Here is a 16,331-nt window from a genome sequence, read left to right on the forward strand (position 1 = left end):
CACTTTAATTACGCTGCTGCTTTGAAGGTCTTCTTGTATTCGGTAAGTGCTTCCTTTAAAGCAGCTTCTTCTGCATCACCTAGCGCTTTGGAGGCTCTTACTCCTTCGGCGTACTTACCAGTCTTTAAGTACTCGCGCAAACCTTGGGTAAAGGTTGTGACTTTATCTACGGGAACGTCATCTAAGTAACCATTGATACCAGCGTATAAAATTGCTACTTGCTCGTATACTGAGAGTGGCGAATTTTGTGGCTGCTTGAGGAGTTCGCGTAACCGTTGACCCCGTGCCAACTGGTCTTGAGTGGCTTTATCTAAGTCAGAAGCAAATTGAGCGAAGGCTTGCAGGTCGTCAAATTGGGCTAGTTCCAATTTAATCTTCCCGGCAACTTTTTTCATTGCTTTGGTTTGCGCCGCAGAACCCACGCGGGATACAGAAATACCGGGGTTCACAGCCGGACGGATACCAGCGTTGAACAAGTCAGAAGATAGGAATATCTGACCATCGGTAATAGAAATTACGTTGGTGGGGATGTATGCTGAAACGTCACCAGCTTGGGTTTCGATGATTGGTAGGGCGGTCATACTGCCTTTACCTAATTCGTCACTTAGCTTTGCTGCTCTTTCTAGCAAGCGGGAGTGAATGTAGAATACATCTCCAGGGTAAGCTTCGCGTCCGGGTGGACGACGCAGCAGTAGTGACATTTGGCGATAAGCTTGGGCTTGCTTGGAGAGATCGTCATAAATTACCAGGGTAGCTTTGCCTTTGTACATGAAGTACTCGGCAATAGTTGCGCCTGTGTAAGGAGCTAAGTATTGTAGGGTTGCTGGTTCGCTGGCGCTAGCGGTGACGACGACGGTGTAATCAAGTGCGCCTTTTTCTTGCAATGTTTGTACTACGTTAGCGACTGTGGAAGCCTTTTGACCGATCGCAACGTAGACACAAATTACATCTTCTTCTTTTTGGTTGATGATTGTGTCGATCGCGATCGCAGTTTTACCGGTTTGGCGATCACCAATAATCAATTCCCGTTGACCGCGACCAATAGGAATCATTGAGTCAATAGCTGTGATACCCGTTTGCATGGGTTCGTGTACTGACCGACGAGCAATGATACCGGGCGCTGGAGATTCAATCAAACGGCTGTCTGAGGATTTGATGTCTCCCTTACCATCGATGGGGCGACCCAAAGCGTCTACAACTCGTCCAATTAAGGCTTCTCCTACCGGAATCTGAGCAATTCTACCAGTAGCGGTTACAGAGCTACCTTCTTGAATTTCTAGCCCTTCACCCATAAGCACCGCGCCCACGTTGTCTTCTTCTAAGTTTTGGGCGATGCCAATTGTGCCATCTTCAAATTCTAAGAGTTCCCCAGCCATAGCCTTTTCCAGACCATAGATCCGGGCAATACCGTCACCTACTTGTAGGACGGTACCAACGTTAGCAACTTTGACCTCTTGATCGTATTGCTCGATTTGTTGTTGGATAATGCTGCTAATTTCGTCAGGTCTAATTGATATGCTCATGTGTCTATCTTGTTTGCTTTCGAGACGGGAAAATTCAATAGTTAGGAGTGGTGAGTTAAGAGTGATGAGTTAAGAGCGATGAGTTAAAAAAGCAAAGGTTAAAAGTTAAAAGTCAAAATAAATTATTGTTTACTTAACTCTTAACTCCTAACTTCTGTACAGGCGCGATTAATCGCGTCTTTACTCCTAACTCTTGTACAGACGCGATTAATCGCGTCTCTACTCCTAACTTTCTAGCTATTAGTTAAGCGCAATGAAAGGCGGCGCAACTGACCCCGGATACTAGCGTCAATTACCTGCGAACCTACTTTAATGATCACACCACCAATTAACTCGCTGTCTACCTTGGTTTCTAGTTCTACCTGGCGAGCATTAGTTATAGCAATCACTTTTTCTGTGATTGCCTGCTGTTGAGCTTCTGTGAGGGGAACGGCTGAAATCACTTCCGCTAATACGGTTTGATTCAGCTGCCGCAACAGCGCCAGATATTGTTGAAAAATCGATTCCAAGAATGCAATGCGGCGTTTGTCTACTAGCACCAACAAAAAGTTGCGTAAGTAGGGGTTAGAGCCTTCACCGAGTATTTGTTTGATCAGAGCTTTTTTGTTCTCAGGCTGAATAAACGGGTTGCCAAAGAAGTTTTGTAGCTGTTTGTCTGCTCTTAACAGCCCCAGTAAAGTCCGCGCATCTTCCCCGAACTCTTCTGTCAAATTTTTCGATTGCGCTATTGACAAAAGTGCCTGTGCATAGGGTTGGGCTACTTCGGCTGTTGCTACTTGACTTGTCATACATTGCCTCCCAGTTGTGCGATGCTGCGGTCAATTAAACTTTGTTGAGCATCGTCGGCAATCCCGCCTTTGAGTTGCGATTCGACTTTTTGCAATGCTAGTGCAGCAACTCTTTGCCGCAGTTGAGCGATCGCTCGCTCTGTTTCGGTATTTAAATCTGCTGCTGCTGTTTGTTTCAGGCGTTCTACGTCTTGCGCTGCCTTCGCTAACAAGGCTTCTTTCGTCTTTTGGGCGTTTTCTGTGGCTGATTGGCGGATGCGTTCTGCCTCTGCCTGAGATTGCTTCAATTGCTCTTGCGCTTGGGAAAGGGCAGTCTTTGCCTCTTTTAAGCGCCCTTCTGCTTCCTGAATTGCGGTGGCAATATTGGATTGTCGCTCGTTCAGGATATTGCTTAAAACCTTACGTCCGAAGTAGAATAATATGCCAATCAGAATCGTTAGATTGATCAGATTGGTTTCAAAAATGTCTAGGTTTAGACCGAAACCACCTTCTGCTGCGCCTTCTGCCAATTCAGAGTGAACAGCGTTCGCTTCTGCGGCAAGTAATAAGAATGTCCCCATGATACCCATTTACAAGTGCGCTGCTCGCTTGCTAATACGTTGTATTTTTCCCAAGGGAAATTAAGTATCTTTTCCCCGAAGGGAAATTAAGTATCTTTTCCCCGAAGGGAAAAAGTGCCTTTTTTGACACTTAATTAAGCGCTCTGGACTAGGGGCCAGTTGCGCGTATGCTTTACACAGAACCAATCTCCTTAGCTTATCTAACTGGAGTTGGCCCTAATAGTTTTTCTAGAATCTGCCGGCTTAGAGCATCAACTTGTTGCTCTAAGGAGCTAAAAGCTTGTTGCTTTTGTTGTTCTATTTCAACAGAAGCTTGTTCTCGTTGAGACTGAGCTTCCTTTTGGGCTTCAGCAATTTTCTCGGCAGTAATTTTCTTAGCTTCCAGTTGAGCTGCTTCTAGAGTAGCTTGCGATTGTCTGCGAGCGTCTGCGAGTTGCTGCTCATATTCGGCGGCTAAACGCTCGGCTTTTGCCAAGCTTTCTTTCGCCTCAAGGGTATTCGTTCGGATATAATTATCGCGATCGTCTAGTACCTTGGTCAGTGGCTTATAGAAAATTGCATTCAACAAAGCTGCTAGTAGCAGGAATTGCAATGCCATGAAGGGCAAGGTAGCATCGAAATCAAACATTTGTCTCCTCTTTGGCTGGAGTAGCAGTGTTCATGGCTAGCAACGTCATCCAACCTTTGATATTTTAGAGACCCATAGCCAACAAGGGTCAACTGAACATTATAACTATTGAGATACCTAAAACATTTCGATTGTAGAGGCGTGATGGTTCACGTCTCCACACTCACAAAAATTTCAGGTATTAGCCGAAAGGATTAGCAAACAGCAATACCAGGGCAATTACTAGACCATAGATAGTCAAGGATTCCATGAATGCCAAGGTTAATAGCAGAGTACCGCGAATTTTTCCTTCTGCTTCAGGTTGACGAGCAATACCTTCTACTGCTTGTCCAGCAGCGTTTCCTTGACCAATACCAGGGCCAATTGCAGCTAAACCAATCGCTAAAGCAGCAGCGAGAACTGAAGCAGCCTGAACTAATGGATCCATGTTGATTTTCCTTGCTTTGATTACAAAACTAACAAAAGTGCGTTAACGATTAGAAACGTGATTTTCACGCTGCACATGAGTTCTTTGATCGCGCTTTGCGATGTTTTGAGCGAATATGCTCTTGGAACTGTGCTATCAACTGAGAAGTTTAATGCTCCTCATGTCCTTCTTCACCATGCCCCTCCATTGCCTCATGAATGTATGCTCCGGCTAGGGTAGCAAAAACCAGGGCTTGAATGGCACTAGTAAATAAACCCAAGGCCATTACAGGCAGAGGTACAAATAGAGGAACTAGCAGCACCAGCACCGCTACTACCAATTCATCCGCCAAAATATTACCAAATAGTCGGAAACTTAGGGAGAGGGGCTTGGTGAAATCTTCGAGAATTGCGATCGGCAACAAAACAGGTGTTGGCTCTATATATTTCTTAAAGTAACCTAAACCCCGTTTGCTAAAACCTGCGTAAAAGTACGCTAAGGAGGTCAGCAATGCCAATGCGACAGTCGTATTGATGTCATTGGTGGGAGCTGCCAATTCGCCCGAAGGTAGCTTGATGAGCTTCCAGGGAATTAGCGCACCTGACCAGTTCGATACGAAAATAAACAAGAACAATGTGCCAATAAATGGCACCCAAGGGCGGTACTCTTTCTCACCAAGTTGGTTTTTGGCCAGATCGCGAATAAATTCTAGGGCATATTCCATCAAATTTTGGATGCCCTTGGGAATTCTTTGTGCGTTGCGAGTAGCAGCAATTGAAGCCACTACTAGAATACTAATCACAAACCATGAGGTGAGAAAAACTTGCCCATGAATTTTAAGATTGCCCAACTGCCAGTAGAAATGATGACCTACTTCTAATTCGGCGAGGGGAAAAGAATTAAAGGCGTTTAAGACACTAAGCATTTGCATTCTTCAAGCATTTTCCCCAACGAGCGAGGATGGGATTACTATCTTTGTGAGCCTGACTTTTTAAGAATCAGGAATGAACGCAATTTGCACCATATAGACGAGGAGCGTGGCTTTGTAAGTTAGAAATCCCAAAAAAATGGGCAAAATCTGTAGCTCACGCCATCGAGTTGCCACGATCATGACTCCAATAAACAGAGCAAAACGAGTTTTGCTCAGACTGGTTTTTTCACTACCAAGCTGCTCAACATCTCTTGCCAACATTTTTAAGTAAACCACACCTGTACACGCCCCAATTAAATAATTTAGGGCAATGTTTAAGGAATAAAAAATCCACACAGAGATAAAAATAACCCCCGTCAAGACAAGCGTGATTACCAATAATCGCTGAAAGAGTTGATAGAACTCTTGCATGGAGTTACCTGATTCTGTGTCTTCAGAACCAGTTTTAGCATCTTGTTGCGTTGTCGGAGTGGGCGCAATTGATTCGTCAGACAAGCTCACGGGACTTGAAACCAGTACAGTTAAATATGATGACTGCACATTCAGTCAGCTGAATCATATCACGATCCAGTAACAATACTTTAGGAAAAAACAATTAACTTCTTGTCAACATCAGGCAGTAAGTACCGACGGACTAAAGCCTACAGCAATTTTATTAAGTTCACGTTGCCGAAATTGGTGAAAAAGTAAAGGTTTTATAGCCTATTTGTCAACTGAGGGCAGGCAAGATGCCCGCCCCCACAAGAGTTTTGGGTTGAATATACCTCGATTAAATTATTTTGGCAGTCCGTAGACCGAACAGCAATCCTACAGATAAGCCAAAGAATAAACCCAAGAAGACGATATAAGATACAATTGCAAACATTTATTGCTCTCCAGAATACTTCCTAAATCTATTGAATCATTAGTTGTTGGGTATTGGGCATGGGTATGGGACATTGGGCATAGGGCATGAGGGTAGAGGAGAAATACTTACTAAAACTTCTTTGCTGCTTGCCTGCTTCTTAGCAATCTCCTATGCCCAATGCCCTATGCCCATTTCGTAGATTGCGATACAATACAGCCCACAAGCGCTTGTTTGGGGTTGGGCAATGACTTCTGTAATTAATGTAAATTTACCAGAGCAGTCTTATGAGATTGCGATAACTTCTCTTCTCCTGTCGGAGACACTGCACGAACGAGACGCTACACGAACGTCGAGCGACGCTAACGCACCTTCGAGTTTAGATCAACTGGGTCAACAGATGGCCAGTCTCAATTTAGGCAAAAAGGTACTGCTAGTTTCTAATCCGACGATTTTTAAGCATTTTGGCGAAAGAGCAATTACATCCCTAAAATCTGCTGGATTTGAAGTTGCTAGCTGCAATCTACCACCTGGTGAACGCTACAAAACCCTCAATTCCATCCAAAAACTCTACGATGTAGCCTTGGAAAACCGCCTAGAACGTTCTTCTACGATGGTGGCTTTGGGCGGAGGTGTAATTGGCGATATGACTGGCTTTGCGGCTGCAACTTGGCTACGTGGTATTAATGTTGTCCAAGTGCCTACCTCTTTGTTGGCGATGGTAGATTCGGCAATTGGTGGCAAAACTGGCGTGAATCATCCCCACGGTAAAAACTTAATTGGGGCATTCCATCAACCGCGTTTGGTTTTGATTGACCCAGATGTGTTAAAAACTCTACCTATGCGCGAGTTTCGGGCAGGGATGGCAGAAGTTATTAAGTACGGTGTGATTTGGGATGCCGAATTGTTTGCCCAGTTAGAAGCAAGTAAACGCCTCGACCAACTCCGCTATGTCAAACCTGACCTAATAACAAGCATATTAACGCACTCTTGTCAAGCAAAAGCTGATGTTGTTAGCAAAGATGAGAAAGAAGGCGGATTACGGGCAATTCTCAACTATGGACACACCATCGGTCATACAGTGGAAAGTTTGACTGGTTATCGTCTAGTAAATCATGGTGAAGCGGTGGCTATTGGTATGGTAGCAGCCGGTCAAATTGCTGTGGATTTAGGATTGTGGCAAAAAGAAGACACAGAACGTCAAAATGCTTTAATTCAAAAAGCGGGTTTACCAACTCAGCTACCAGATGGAGTAGATATTGAAGCAATTATTGAGGCGTTGCAATTAGATAAGAAAGTCCAAGCCGGGAAAGTTCGGTTTGTTTTACCAACAGAGATTGGTGTAGTAACAATTACCGATGAAGTGCCATCGGATATTATTCGGCAAGTGTTGCGGGGAATGCAAACAATTTGAAGAAGAATTCAGGTGTCAGAATAAAAGTTAGTTGCTCTGTCCTTCAATTACGAATTAATGAGTCATGATACTCCAAGCCAAAAATCAATTAACTTTGCAAGAGTTCTTGAATCTTCCACTAGGCGAGGGAGATATCACCTACGAACTTGTTGATGGTCAAGCAATTCCTAAAATGTCACCAAAAAAATTCCACTCTAAACTTACTCGTGCCCTTCTGAATTTGATTGAGCAATGCTGTCAGGGGAAAGGAGAAGTTTGCCCAGAATTAGCTGTTGCATTAACTCGTCGAGGGCGAGATTGGATGCCAATACCGGATATTTTATATATTTCTAATGAACGTTTACCCCCTGATTGGGATAAAGAAGGAGCATGTTCTGTTTCTCCTGATTTGGTGATTGAGATTATTTCCTCAGGGCAAACCTTTGGACAAATGGCGGCTAAAGCCAAAGACTATTTGGATGCTAAAGTGTTGCGGGTATGGGTATTAGATAGTAAAGCTAGAAGCATTACTGTTTTTTATCCAGATGCAGCACCACAAACTTATATGGGAGAAGAACTACTCACAGATTCTTTGTTTGAAGGACTACAATTTACTGTTGAGCAGGTGTTTCAAAAGGCGAAAATACCATTAGCTACTGAATAGCACAATTCTCTTGCTTTCAACGTCCATCAAAATTTTAAGTAGGGAAGGTTTGTCTAACTTTAACCAGTTGCTTGAGAAACTTATCTGGTTAATTTAGATAGTAGCTGTATTTACGCTGTACTGTACTAATAGCGATTACCAGTTAAGTGAGGTACAGATAATATTTTGAAACGCAAAGGGACGCAAAGTAAAGCGCAGAGGTACGCAGAGATTTGTACCTCAACAGACTAGGAAACGCTATAATATTTTAGCTGATTAATTCATCCATTTGTAGGAGGTAATTAGTAAGGGAATAAGTATACTTTATTTATAATCAGACCAATACGAATGTGGTTGGAAACTGTATTCATGCAACAGATGTATCAACTATGTTAAAACTAATATTTAGCGAATGTATAAAAATAAAACCTTTGGTGCTTTCAACAGCTTTTTTACTGGCTGTACAGACTTCTGCCAATGCTGAACAAGCAGTTCCTAGTTTGACTCCAAGACAAGCTCAACATTTTTCCCGTGACTTGGTTCCATATAATTCTCAAGAATTTTTTAGACAAGGAAAAGATTCAATTGAGAGAGAAATTCAAATTCTTAATCAAAGGCAACAGCGCCCAATTAAACCTATTCTGAAGATTGATTCAGTACCGCAAAGCAAAAGACCACATACTCAGCAAAAACCCCAACGTCTTATCTAAGTAAGAATCATCACTCTTCTATGGCTTTTGTTTGTCTTGTTAATTCTTAAGCTGTAGCACATAAGCTACATTTTCAGACATCACAATCACTATGCTTTGCTTTTGGGCAACAGAGGTTTTGTATTTCCAATAAATTTTGCAACAAAATTTTACAATCTTATTCGTCTAGCAAACTCATCAACGCTTGAATTTCAACGTCTTGCTCTTGCGGCTCTGATAATTGAGACTGTAGCTTTAATAATTGACTCTGTAATTCTTCTGCTACATGAAGCATCTTAGACTCTTGTGCAATTTTTAGCTGATTTTCTTTAATTTTGATTTGTTTAAGCAAGTCATTTTCAACATGAATTGAGTTGTAATGTTGAGCAATCATAGCTTTACATTTATTATCAATCTATGGAGTGCAATTAAATTTTCCACTTATGTATTATTCCACACTTTTGTCATTTTTTAAATATCTGGCGATTTAATCTCGCTCGTTTATAGTTTTTAGTGTGTTCTCTTCTCAAAGTTTTGGGAATATTGACTTCAGGTACTTCCAGTTCAAAAATATCTTATTCTTAGGGATGCCCAAATGTGCGCACCTAATACAAATGTACGAATAATTTGGGATAATTTCTTTTTTGTAAGTTACTAATATAGAGGTTATCATCGTGAGGGCATATAGCTAGCTGTGCCAGTTTACCTCTGTAGCATATTTATATTTTTATCGGCTTTTGTAAAAATGAAAATCATGAAATAAAATTGGCTGACTTAGGGCAAATCTTTAGACAACACATATTAACTTTTTGGTTAATTTTCCAAGTATTGTAGATATGTTAAATATTATTTTGAGCAATATGGACTTAAAGTTTATTAAGAAAAAGATTTATCTGTTTATAAAAATTATATCTACAGCGCTGATAACAAGCGCAATTGGATTGGAATCGTGGAATATTTATGCAGGAATAACTAACATTCATGTACCAAGCAGCCTTAATCCAATTTTTTGGATTGAGCGTTTTGCGATGATCTGCCATTTTATTGAAAGTATTATAGCAGCTTTTTATGCACCTTCAAGACAAAAGATGCCAATAAAATATGCAACTTATACTTTTTTTGTCGGCACAATTGGGTTGTTAGAATTATTTGGTCAGCAGGATGACTGTTGACGCTTCTACGCCTTGAAGGTATGGGTTTTTGGATAGTAATGTGCGTTATGCGATCGCACCCCACGCAAAAAGTAAGTAATTAAGTATACCCTTGCCGACAAAAATTATCTGCGGGAGTTTTCCTGTGAATATAGGTAACTAATGAATCTGACACTCAAAAGGGAGTATAGTTTGTATAGTTAGTTTTTTGCTGAAATTTAGTTTGCCACTAAGGAATTAAAAAATGTCTACAGATACTGACATAGTTACTTACGTTGAAGAAAGTGAATTTGATGTTGTTTTAAATGGAAGTGAAGAGAAAGTTGTTGTTGTTGATTTTACTGCTACTTGGTGTGGCCCCTGCCGCCTAGTCAGTCCGTTAATGGATCAACTTGCCGAAGAATACAAAGGTCGTGCTAAAGTCGTTAAGGTAGATGTTGACAGGAATAAGCCCGTTTTCAAAAAATTCGGTCTTCGCAGTATTCCAGCAGTTTTAATTTTCAAAGATGGTATTTTAGCAGAAACTATAGTAGGGGTTTCTCCTTACGAAGACTTTAGCAACGCTGTTCAGAAGCTTGTTTAGCTAATTCGTAAGACGCTTCTGCGGACGCTCGAGTACTCGCTTTCGCTAACGCTGCGTAACGTAATTCGTAGAGAATATCATTAGGAATTACGAATTATTTTAATCATTTACTTTTCGCCTATAATGTGCTTGAAGTAAACCACTTGGATATTGTTGTGAGTTAATCAGCTCCAATTTTTCTTCATGGTTAGATGGTGGAAAAAGATGTATACCGCCACCTAAGATAATTGGAATCGTTGAAATAATATATTCGTCAATCAAGCTGTGCTGAAGAAACGAATTGATTAATTCTCCGCCACCAACTAGCCAGATATTTTTAAAACCTTGAGCCTCTATATCTGCTAACGCCTGTTTTACTGGGTCAGAAACAAATACAACGTCCTCACGATCGGATTGGAAATTACGCTGGGTGAATACGAAGGATTTTTTTTCTGGATAAGGCCATCGATCGAAACCCAGCCCTACTTCATAGGTTTTGCTACCCAAGACGATCGCATCAATCGATTCGTAAAAATCAGTGTAACCGTAGTCTTCACCTTCTATATCAAGGATTGATAGCCACTCAATTTTGCCATCGCTGCGAGCAATGTAGCCATCCAAACTAGCTGCAATGTAGAGTGTAACTTTCGTCATTATGCTTGTGAATTTGGTAGTTTTCACTCAATGAGTGCAAGCGAATGCCTTTCTACAGCATTTTAGCCCTTGGTGGTTTATATCACAAAAAAGCAATCGCTTACCCAATTACTTACGTTTTTTGATTATGCGATTTAAATCGACCTGTAATAAATTCTCGCTGAGATAAATGCTTTGTATTGCGTTTAGTGACTCGTTTTCGCCACATCTTGAAACTAGATTCTTTCATTTCGCGCCTCATTAAGGCGATTACCTCTTTTTCCAATAGCCCAAACTGAGCCTCAATAGCATCAAAAGATGTTCTATCTTCCCATGCCATTTCAATGATGCGATCGATGGTTTGTGAATCGAGGTTAGGTAGCTTCATTTTTTTTGCTGGCAATTAGTAAATTTGAGCTATATATCTATATATTTTACTTTTCGTTTTGAAGAACCATTGTGTCTGCTGCACCCAGTTGCAGAGCATAAAGGTTGGCATAAACACCCTGCTGATTAATGAGTTCGGCGTGAGTACCCTGTTCTACAATTTCTCCCTGCTGAATTACTAATACCCGATCTGCTTGAGTAACTGTACTGAGACGGTGGGCAATTACGAAACTAGTACGACCTTGGAGTAATCGAGCGATCGCACTTTGTACTAGTGCTTCTGTGCGGGTATCGATGCTGCTGGTGGCTTCATCCAGAATCAGAATTCGGGGATTAATTAATACCGCCCGAGCAATACTGATTAGTTGTCGCTGTCCTTGGCTCAGAGGCGCTCCCCGTTCTCCCAATTGAGTTGTATAACCCTGTGGTAGTGAGGTAATGAACTCATGCACATTTGCCAGTTGTGCAGCCGCTTCGATATCAGCTTGGCTGGCGTAAGGAGCGCCAAAAGCTATATTTTCGGCAACAGTACCAGTGAACAAAATATTATCTTGTAGGACGATGCCAATTTGACGGCGCAGACTTGCTTGAGTCACGCTACGCACATCAAGATCGTCAATTTTTACTGCACCACTTGATACATCATAGAAGCGCAAAATCAAGTTAATAATTGTACTTTTTCCCGAACCGGTTGGCCCGACTAATGCAACCATCTCTCCTGGATAGGCGTGTAAATTCACTCCTTTAAGAACCAGTCGATCTGGGTTATAGCCAAATTTGACATTCTCGAATGTCACCTCACCTTGAATAGGCGGCATTTCTATGGCATCGGGTGCATCTTTGAGTTCTGACGGTTCATCTAATAATAGAAATATTCGCTCTAATCCGGCAAAAGCAGATTGAGCTTGAGTATAAAACTGGCTGAGAATTTGGATCGGGCGGAAGAACTGCTGGACGTAAAGTAAAAAGGATGTCACTACACCCACTGTTGCAGCTCCTGTTACCGCTAGATAACCGCCATAGGCTAGCACGCCAGCCGTTGCTAGTGTGTTGAGAAAATCGATAGAGGGTAAAAAGGCGGAAGTAATTGCCACAGCCTGAACGTTGGCATCTCTATTAGCAGCGTTAAGAACGTCGAATTCTGCGATATTCATCTGTACGCGATTAAATGCTTGTGCTTCTCGCACGCTGCCAATATCTTCTTCTAACTTGGCGGAAAGTTCCCCAATGGTTTGTCGGGTGACGCGAAATCTGGCTCTTGCCCAACGTGCAAACAAGCTTGTGGTAAAAATCATCAGTGGCACAACCAGATTGCTCAACAAACCAAGTCGTAGGTTGATTGAGAGCATGGCAATTACAATGCCCACCAAACTGAAAGTATTGCCCAACATTTGGGCAATCGTCAGTCCAAATGCTTGATTCACGGTGTTGACATCATTCAGCAAGCGACTCATTAAATCGCCTGCTTCGCTGCGATCGAAAAAGCTGAGTGGCAGACTTTGGATTTTAATGAAAATATCTTGTCTTAGTTGAGCCAGCAATCGCTGCATAATCCAGCCGACTCGAATAATTTGACCCCGAATTGCTAAGACACCAAGTCCGTAGTTCAGCCCTAATAGCCCTAACAACATCAGCAGTCCTTGCAAATTCCCTTGTGCAATCAGACGATCGATCGACCAGCCGAGAAAGAATGGCCCAACTGCCTGAGTTATGGCACCAATTAATACTAATGTCAGAGCGATGGGAATTTCTTTGCGATAAAGCAGCACGTATTGTAAAAAGCGCCGCAGGGTGGAAAATTGCTGACTCGTGTTTTCCTCAGATGCAACAACGGGAATAGTGCCTCTCATTTTTTCTCCTTCGGCTTTACCTGAGATTCCAAAATTACACCGTAGAGTGGACTGGTTTGCATCAATTCTTCGTGAGTGCCTTGTGCTACCAATCGTCCTTTATCCATGAGAAAAATGCGATCGGCATTTTTAACGGTGCTAATACGTTGAGCTACTACAAAGGTTGTACAAGCTTTTTGGCGCATTAAACCATCTAGTTCGGCTTGAATTTGGGCAGCAGTTTTGGCATCTATAGCTGAGGTACTATCGTCAAGTATCAGAATGCTGTAATCGGTTAGTAAGGTACGAGCGATCGCAATTCGCTGCTTTTGTCCACCAGATAAGCCTACTCCCCGTTCGCCCACAATCGTCTCGTAGCCATCAGCTAGACCGCTAATAAAATCGTGCATTTGGGCGGTTTTTGCAACTTCAATCACCTGCGCTAAGGTAGCATCGGGTTTGGCGTAGGCAATATTTTCGCGGATTGTGCCAGAGAAGAGGGTGGTTTCCTGAAAGACAATCCCAATATGCGATCTGAGGCTTTTGAGTGTGAAACTTTTGATATCTCGTCCGTCAATGCGAACTGCTCCCTTGGTGACATCGTAAAAGCGAGGAATCAGGTTCATGATTGTGCTTTTTCCCGAACCAGTCATTCCGAGAACGGCGATTAGCTCGTTAGGCTTGGTTTCAAAGGATACTTCTTTGAGAGTTTCGATGGTCGCTCCGGGATAGCGAAAGGAAACATTTTCAAAGGTAATTCTACCACCACAGATGTCAAAGGGGACAGCACCGGGGCGATCGCGAATTTCTACCTCTGCATCCACAACTTCGTAGACACGTTCGGCGGAAGCAGCTGCTTGAGCGATCGCAGGTGCGGCAAATCCAATCAACAAAATCGGTTGGAGAATCAATGCTAGATAGGAGTTAAACGCCACCAGTTCGCCAATGGAAAATCTGCGCCCAATCACCTGCGCTCCCCCATAGCCGAAAACTGCCAGTGTTACCAAATTACTCACCAAAAAGATGAACGGGAAGGTATTGCGGATGGCGCTAATGGTCTTCATGTTTGCCTTGACTAGACCATCATTTAAAGTCGTGTAACGCGACCTTTCGGTGGATTCCCGCACAAAGGCTTTTACTACGCGAATTCCTAGTAAATTCTCTTGCAATACAGCATTCAGGTTACTCAGTTGCTCTTGTACTTGCCGAAAAAGTTTATTATTCCGAGTCACGAATTGTGCCATTAACCATGCGGCTATAGGCACTGCCGTTAGCGTAATCAGTGCTAGTTGCCAGTTCATCACCAGCAAAACCACCGAAATAGTCACCAATGTCACAAGCGAACCGACGACTTGAATTAAACTAGTACCAACAAAGGTACGAATTTGTTCAATGTCGCTGGTGACACGGGTTAGGAGTTGGGAAGTCTGCGCCTGGTCATGAAAGCTGAAACTGAGATTTTGAATTTTGCTGAAAATTTTGTTTCGCAGGTCATAAGCAACACCCTGAGACGCTGCTTCTGCTAAATAGCTTTGTCCAAAGTTAAATACACCACGAGCGATCGCAGCAACTACCATCCAGGCGGCACTATATAGCACAATTTGGAGATTTTTTGGCGCGATTCCCTCATCAATTCCCCACCGAAATAGTTGTGGAGTGAGTGCGTTGGCGATCGTCAACAACAATAAGCTGACCAATGCTCCAAGCGAAGTCCATCGGTAAGTGCTTAAACTTTTAAGCACGCGCTGGGTTGCCTTTATCGACGAAGTTTCCTGGAGTTCTGGTTGCTGAACCACTGCAATTCACCCGTGTATCTTTGGAAAATTATCGTACTTTGATTGTAAAAAAACAATTGACCATTTGATAGTGGCGAATGTGAAATATAGAGTACCTCTCTTGTTTGTGGTGAAAATTCCGAGTTTGGGGACAGTGGCATGGGAGAATACATTTTTGGCAAGCATTGCGGCTAATCCATTTCCAAACCGAAGAAAACCAAAGAACAAGAATAATGGCTCAAAATTTTCATAGCAATTCCCAACTTCCCTTTGATATTTCACCTGCTATCAGTCGCACAGCAAAGCCAAGTTCTGAGTTCTACTCTCTTTTTTCTGAAGAAGAAGTTTCAGGGATAATTCATGCATTAGAAGTCAGACGAGAAATCCCTCTCAAGTATTCTTATAAAGGGAGAGGTGCAAAAATTTGGAACGATTTTTATCTAGAATATGTTATTCCTAGATGGTATGGAAGAGCAAATGTAGAAATTGACCTTTTAAAAGATAATTTTAAATACCTGAATGGTAATATAAAATCTGGTAAAAGAGTAAATATTATAGACGTTGGTGCAGGTAATTCCTATCCAGTTAAAAAGTTTATCCATAAACTAAATAAATTGGGAAAAGTTAATAAATATATTGCCTTAGATATTAGCGAAGAATTGCTTCATGTCTCCAAAAGCAATTTTAGAAAATGGTTTCCACTAATTGATTTTATCAGTTCCACAATTGACATAGAAAGTAGTTGTGTACCCAAAAGTTTATTCCAAAATCAAGCTAGCCTTGAAATTGACGATACAGCGAAAATATTTTTACACTTAGGAGTTACCATTGGAAATCATCAAAATAGAGATGAGGTGTTTAAAAACTTTAGAGATAGCATGGGAAAAAATGATCTTTTAGTATTTACTAACGAAACTGGTTCTAACTCTACATGGAATGGAATAGTTAGAGGTGGCTGCAAGTATCATGTAGAAGAAGTATATGGATGGGTTCAAAAGAAGATTGGGATAAAATCTGAAGATTGCGAACTAGTGAGAAAATACGATTTAAAAACAGATAGTATTGTTGCTAATCTGAAACTACGTCATGATTACACTATAAATTTTAGTCGGATGGGTATAGATAAAAATATTGAAATCTCTAAAGGTGAAGAGATTACTATTTGGCGGCATCACAAGTATGAACTGCCTAAACTTTTGCAAGAAGTAGAACGTTCTGGACTACAACTTGTTCACTATACTACTAACAAATACAAATCACATATTATGGTGATTTGTAAGGTTGCCAGTAACTAAGTTCTTCAGTTTACGGATGTTTGAAAAGTTATGATTGATGTATCAAATATTCTTTTACCCCACCCTAACCACCAATACGCTTGGGTTAAGAAATTTATCCGTTGAGGCAGGCAGGGGAGGCAGGGGGAGAAATAAAAGCTTAACTGAACTGTATTGCCCTAACCACTGCCCGAATTCAAGAAACGCTCGCCCGAATTCAAGAAACGCTCGCCCGAATTCAAGAAACGACTGGATTTCACTTCTCGTTCCCAGTCGGAGACTGGGAATGGCTTATTAGAGGCTCTGCCTCCAGCC

Annotated in this window: 19 protein-coding genes; 6 read left to right on the plus strand and 13 right to left on the minus strand. The window is 41.9% G+C overall.

Features of this window, described 5'->3' with window-relative positions:
• Positions 1 to 8: 8 nt before the first annotated feature.
• From atpA to petL, 8 genes are all read right to left on the minus strand, one after another.
• Positions 9 to 1,523, minus strand: coding sequence for a F0F1 ATP synthase subunit alpha (gene atpA / locus RM368_RS22570; protein ID WP_322696107.1), 1,515 nt, complete (start codon positions 1,521 to 1,523; stop codon positions 9 to 11).
• A gap of 233 nt (positions 1,524 to 1,756) precedes the next feature.
• Positions 1,757 to 2,311, minus strand: a complete 555-nt coding sequence (gene atpH / locus RM368_RS22575; protein ID WP_322696108.1) for an ATP synthase F1 subunit delta — start codon at positions 2,309 to 2,311, stop codon at positions 1,757 to 1,759.
• Positions 2,308 to 2,880: a F0F1 ATP synthase subunit B gene (locus RM368_RS22580; protein ID WP_322679161.1), complete on the minus strand. Its 573-nt coding sequence runs from the start codon at positions 2,878 to 2,880 to the stop codon at positions 2,308 to 2,310. Before RM368_RS22580 ends, atpH begins: the two co-directional genes overlap by 4 nt.
• Positions 2,881 to 3,067: 187 nt before the next feature.
• Entirely contained in the window at positions 3,068 to 3,499 is a 432-nt protein-coding gene (locus tag RM368_RS22585) for a F0F1 ATP synthase subunit B' (RefSeq protein WP_322679160.1), read from the minus strand.
• 181 nt (positions 3,500 to 3,680) lie between these two features.
• Positions 3,681 to 3,926: an ATP synthase F0 subunit C gene (gene atpE / locus RM368_RS22590; RefSeq protein ID WP_012411162.1), complete on the minus strand. Its 246-nt coding sequence runs from the start codon at positions 3,924 to 3,926 to the stop codon at positions 3,681 to 3,683.
• A 148-nt stretch (positions 3,927 to 4,074) separates the two neighbouring features.
• Complete coding sequence (gene atpB / locus RM368_RS22595) at positions 4,075 to 4,836, minus strand: F0F1 ATP synthase subunit A (protein WP_322652708.1); 762 nt, start codon at positions 4,834 to 4,836, stop codon at positions 4,075 to 4,077.
• A gap of 60 nt (positions 4,837 to 4,896) precedes the next feature.
• A complete protein-coding gene (locus tag RM368_RS22600; protein WP_292873069.1) occupies positions 4,897 to 5,337 on the minus strand; it encodes an ATP synthase subunit I in 441 nt (146 codons plus the stop codon).
• 268 nt (positions 5,338 to 5,605) lie between these two features.
• Entirely contained in the window at positions 5,606 to 5,701 is a 96-nt protein-coding gene (gene petL, locus RM368_RS22605) for a cytochrome b6-f complex subunit PetL (protein ID WP_099101760.1), read from the minus strand.
• 226 nt (positions 5,702 to 5,927) lie between these two features.
• On the opposite strand from petL, the gene aroB reads away from it, so the two are divergent.
• The 3 genes from aroB to RM368_RS22620 all read left to right on the plus strand — a co-directional run bounded on the left by aroB (position 5,928) and on the right by RM368_RS22620 (position 8,426).
• Positions 5,928 to 7,094, plus strand: coding sequence for a 3-dehydroquinate synthase (gene aroB, locus RM368_RS22610; RefSeq protein WP_322696109.1), 1,167 nt, complete (start codon positions 5,928 to 5,930; stop codon positions 7,092 to 7,094).
• Between the two features lie 64 nt (positions 7,095 to 7,158).
• Positions 7,159 to 7,737, plus strand: a complete 579-nt coding sequence (locus RM368_RS22615) for a Uma2 family endonuclease (protein WP_322696110.1) — start codon at positions 7,159 to 7,161, stop codon at positions 7,735 to 7,737.
• 368 nt (positions 7,738 to 8,105) lie between these two features.
• On the plus strand, positions 8,106 to 8,426 hold the full coding sequence (locus RM368_RS22620; RefSeq protein ID WP_322696111.1) for a hypothetical protein: 321 nt from the start codon (positions 8,106 to 8,108) through the stop codon (positions 8,424 to 8,426).
• 157 nt (positions 8,427 to 8,583) lie between these two features.
• Here RM368_RS22620 and RM368_RS22625 read toward each other — a convergent pair whose 3' ends face one another.
• Complete coding sequence (locus RM368_RS22625; RefSeq protein ID WP_322696112.1) at positions 8,584 to 8,799, minus strand: hypothetical protein; 216 nt, start codon at positions 8,797 to 8,799, stop codon at positions 8,584 to 8,586.
• Positions 8,800 to 9,265: 466 nt separating this feature from the next.
• On the opposite strand from RM368_RS22625, the gene RM368_RS22630 reads away from it, so the two are divergent.
• Together RM368_RS22630 and trxA are read left to right on the plus strand one after the other, a co-directional pair.
• Positions 9,266 to 9,577: a hypothetical protein gene (locus RM368_RS22630; RefSeq protein ID WP_416212252.1), complete on the plus strand. Its 312-nt coding sequence runs from the start codon at positions 9,266 to 9,268 to the stop codon at positions 9,575 to 9,577.
• A gap of 223 nt (positions 9,578 to 9,800) precedes the next feature.
• Positions 9,801 to 10,139 carry a thioredoxin gene (gene trxA / locus RM368_RS22635; RefSeq protein WP_322696114.1) on the plus strand — a complete coding sequence of 113 codons (339 nt, stop codon included), beginning with the start codon at positions 9,801 to 9,803 and terminating at the stop codon, positions 10,137 to 10,139.
• 99 nt (positions 10,140 to 10,238) lie between these two features.
• On the opposite strand, the gene RM368_RS22640 is transcribed toward trxA, so the two are convergent.
• From RM368_RS22640 to RM368_RS22655, 4 genes are all read right to left on the minus strand, one after another.
• Complete coding sequence (locus RM368_RS22640) at positions 10,239 to 10,772, minus strand: dihydrofolate reductase family protein (RefSeq protein WP_322696115.1); 534 nt, start codon at positions 10,770 to 10,772, stop codon at positions 10,239 to 10,241.
• Between the two features lie 112 nt (positions 10,773 to 10,884).
• Entirely contained in the window at positions 10,885 to 11,139 is a 255-nt protein-coding gene (locus RM368_RS22645) for a TIGR03643 family protein (RefSeq protein ID WP_322696116.1), read from the minus strand.
• A gap of 46 nt (positions 11,140 to 11,185) precedes the next feature.
• A complete protein-coding gene (locus tag RM368_RS22650) occupies positions 11,186 to 12,988 on the minus strand; it encodes an ABC transporter ATP-binding protein (RefSeq protein WP_322696117.1) in 1,803 nt (600 codons plus the stop codon).
• A complete protein-coding gene (locus RM368_RS22655; RefSeq protein ID WP_322696118.1) occupies positions 12,985 to 14,763 on the minus strand; it encodes an ABC transporter ATP-binding protein in 1,779 nt (592 codons plus the stop codon). The genes RM368_RS22650 and RM368_RS22655 overlap by 4 nt, the downstream gene beginning before the upstream one ends.
• A gap of 212 nt (positions 14,764 to 14,975) precedes the next feature.
• Between RM368_RS22655 and RM368_RS22660 the strand changes: the two genes are divergently transcribed.
• On the plus strand, positions 14,976 to 16,037 hold the full coding sequence (locus RM368_RS22660; RefSeq protein WP_322696119.1) for an L-histidine N(alpha)-methyltransferase: 1,062 nt from the start codon (positions 14,976 to 14,978) through the stop codon (positions 16,035 to 16,037).
• The last annotated feature ends 294 nt before the right edge of the window (positions 16,038 to 16,331 follow it).

The sequence above is a fragment of the Nostoc sp. DedSLP03 genome (assembly GCF_034530815.1).
GTDB lineage: Bacteria > Cyanobacteriota > Cyanobacteriia > Cyanobacteriales > Nostocaceae > Nostoc.

What these genes read in the sequence shown, in the direction of transcription:
- atpA (WP_322696107.1), bottom strand. Translation starts at nt 1,523, where the DNA reads ATGAGCATATCAATTAGACCTGACGAAATTAGCAGCATTATCCAACAA.
- atpH (WP_322696108.1), bottom strand. Translation starts at nt 2,311, where the DNA reads ATGACAAGTCAAGTAGCAACAGCCGAAGTAGCCCAACCCTATGCACAG.
- RM368_RS22580 (WP_322679161.1), bottom strand. Translation starts at nt 2,880, where the DNA reads ATGGGTATCATGGGGACATTCTTATTACTTGCCGCAGAAGCGAACGCT.
- RM368_RS22585 (WP_322679160.1), bottom strand. Translation starts at nt 3,499, where the DNA reads ATGTTTGATTTCGATGCTACCTTGCCCTTCATGGCATTGCAATTCCTG.
- atpE (WP_012411162.1), bottom strand. Translation starts at nt 3,926, where the DNA reads ATGGATCCATTAGTTCAGGCTGCTTCAGTTCTCGCTGCTGCTTTAGCG.
- atpB (WP_322652708.1), bottom strand. Translation starts at nt 4,836, where the DNA reads ATGCAAATGCTTAGTGTCTTAAACGCCTTTAATTCTTTTCCCCTCGCC.
- petL (WP_099101760.1), bottom strand. Translation starts at nt 5,701, where the DNA reads ATGTTTGCAATTGTATCTTATATCGTCTTCTTGGGTTTATTCTTTGGC.
- aroB (WP_322696109.1), top strand. Translation starts at nt 5,928, where the DNA reads ATGACTTCTGTAATTAATGTAAATTTACCAGAGCAGTCTTATGAGATT.
- RM368_RS22615 (WP_322696110.1), top strand. Translation starts at nt 7,159, where the DNA reads ATGATACTCCAAGCCAAAAATCAATTAACTTTGCAAGAGTTCTTGAAT.
- RM368_RS22620 (WP_322696111.1), top strand. Translation starts at nt 8,106, where the DNA reads ATGTTAAAACTAATATTTAGCGAATGTATAAAAATAAAACCTTTGGTG.
- RM368_RS22625 (WP_322696112.1), bottom strand. Translation starts at nt 8,799, where the DNA reads ATGATTGCTCAACATTACAACTCAATTCATGTTGAAAATGACTTGCTT.
- RM368_RS22630 (WP_416212252.1), top strand. Translation starts at nt 9,266, where the DNA reads ATGGACTTAAAGTTTATTAAGAAAAAGATTTATCTGTTTATAAAAATT.
- trxA (WP_322696114.1), top strand. Translation starts at nt 9,801, where the DNA reads ATGTCTACAGATACTGACATAGTTACTTACGTTGAAGAAAGTGAATTT.
- RM368_RS22640 (WP_322696115.1), bottom strand. Translation starts at nt 10,772, where the DNA reads ATGACGAAAGTTACACTCTACATTGCAGCTAGTTTGGATGGCTACATT.
- RM368_RS22645 (WP_322696116.1), bottom strand. Translation starts at nt 11,139, where the DNA reads ATGAAGCTACCTAACCTCGATTCACAAACCATCGATCGCATCATTGAA.
- RM368_RS22650 (WP_322696117.1), bottom strand. Translation starts at nt 12,988, where the DNA reads ATGAGAGGCACTATTCCCGTTGTTGCATCTGAGGAAAACACGAGTCAG.
- RM368_RS22660 (WP_322696119.1), top strand. Translation starts at nt 14,976, where the DNA reads ATGGCTCAAAATTTTCATAGCAATTCCCAACTTCCCTTTGATATTTCA.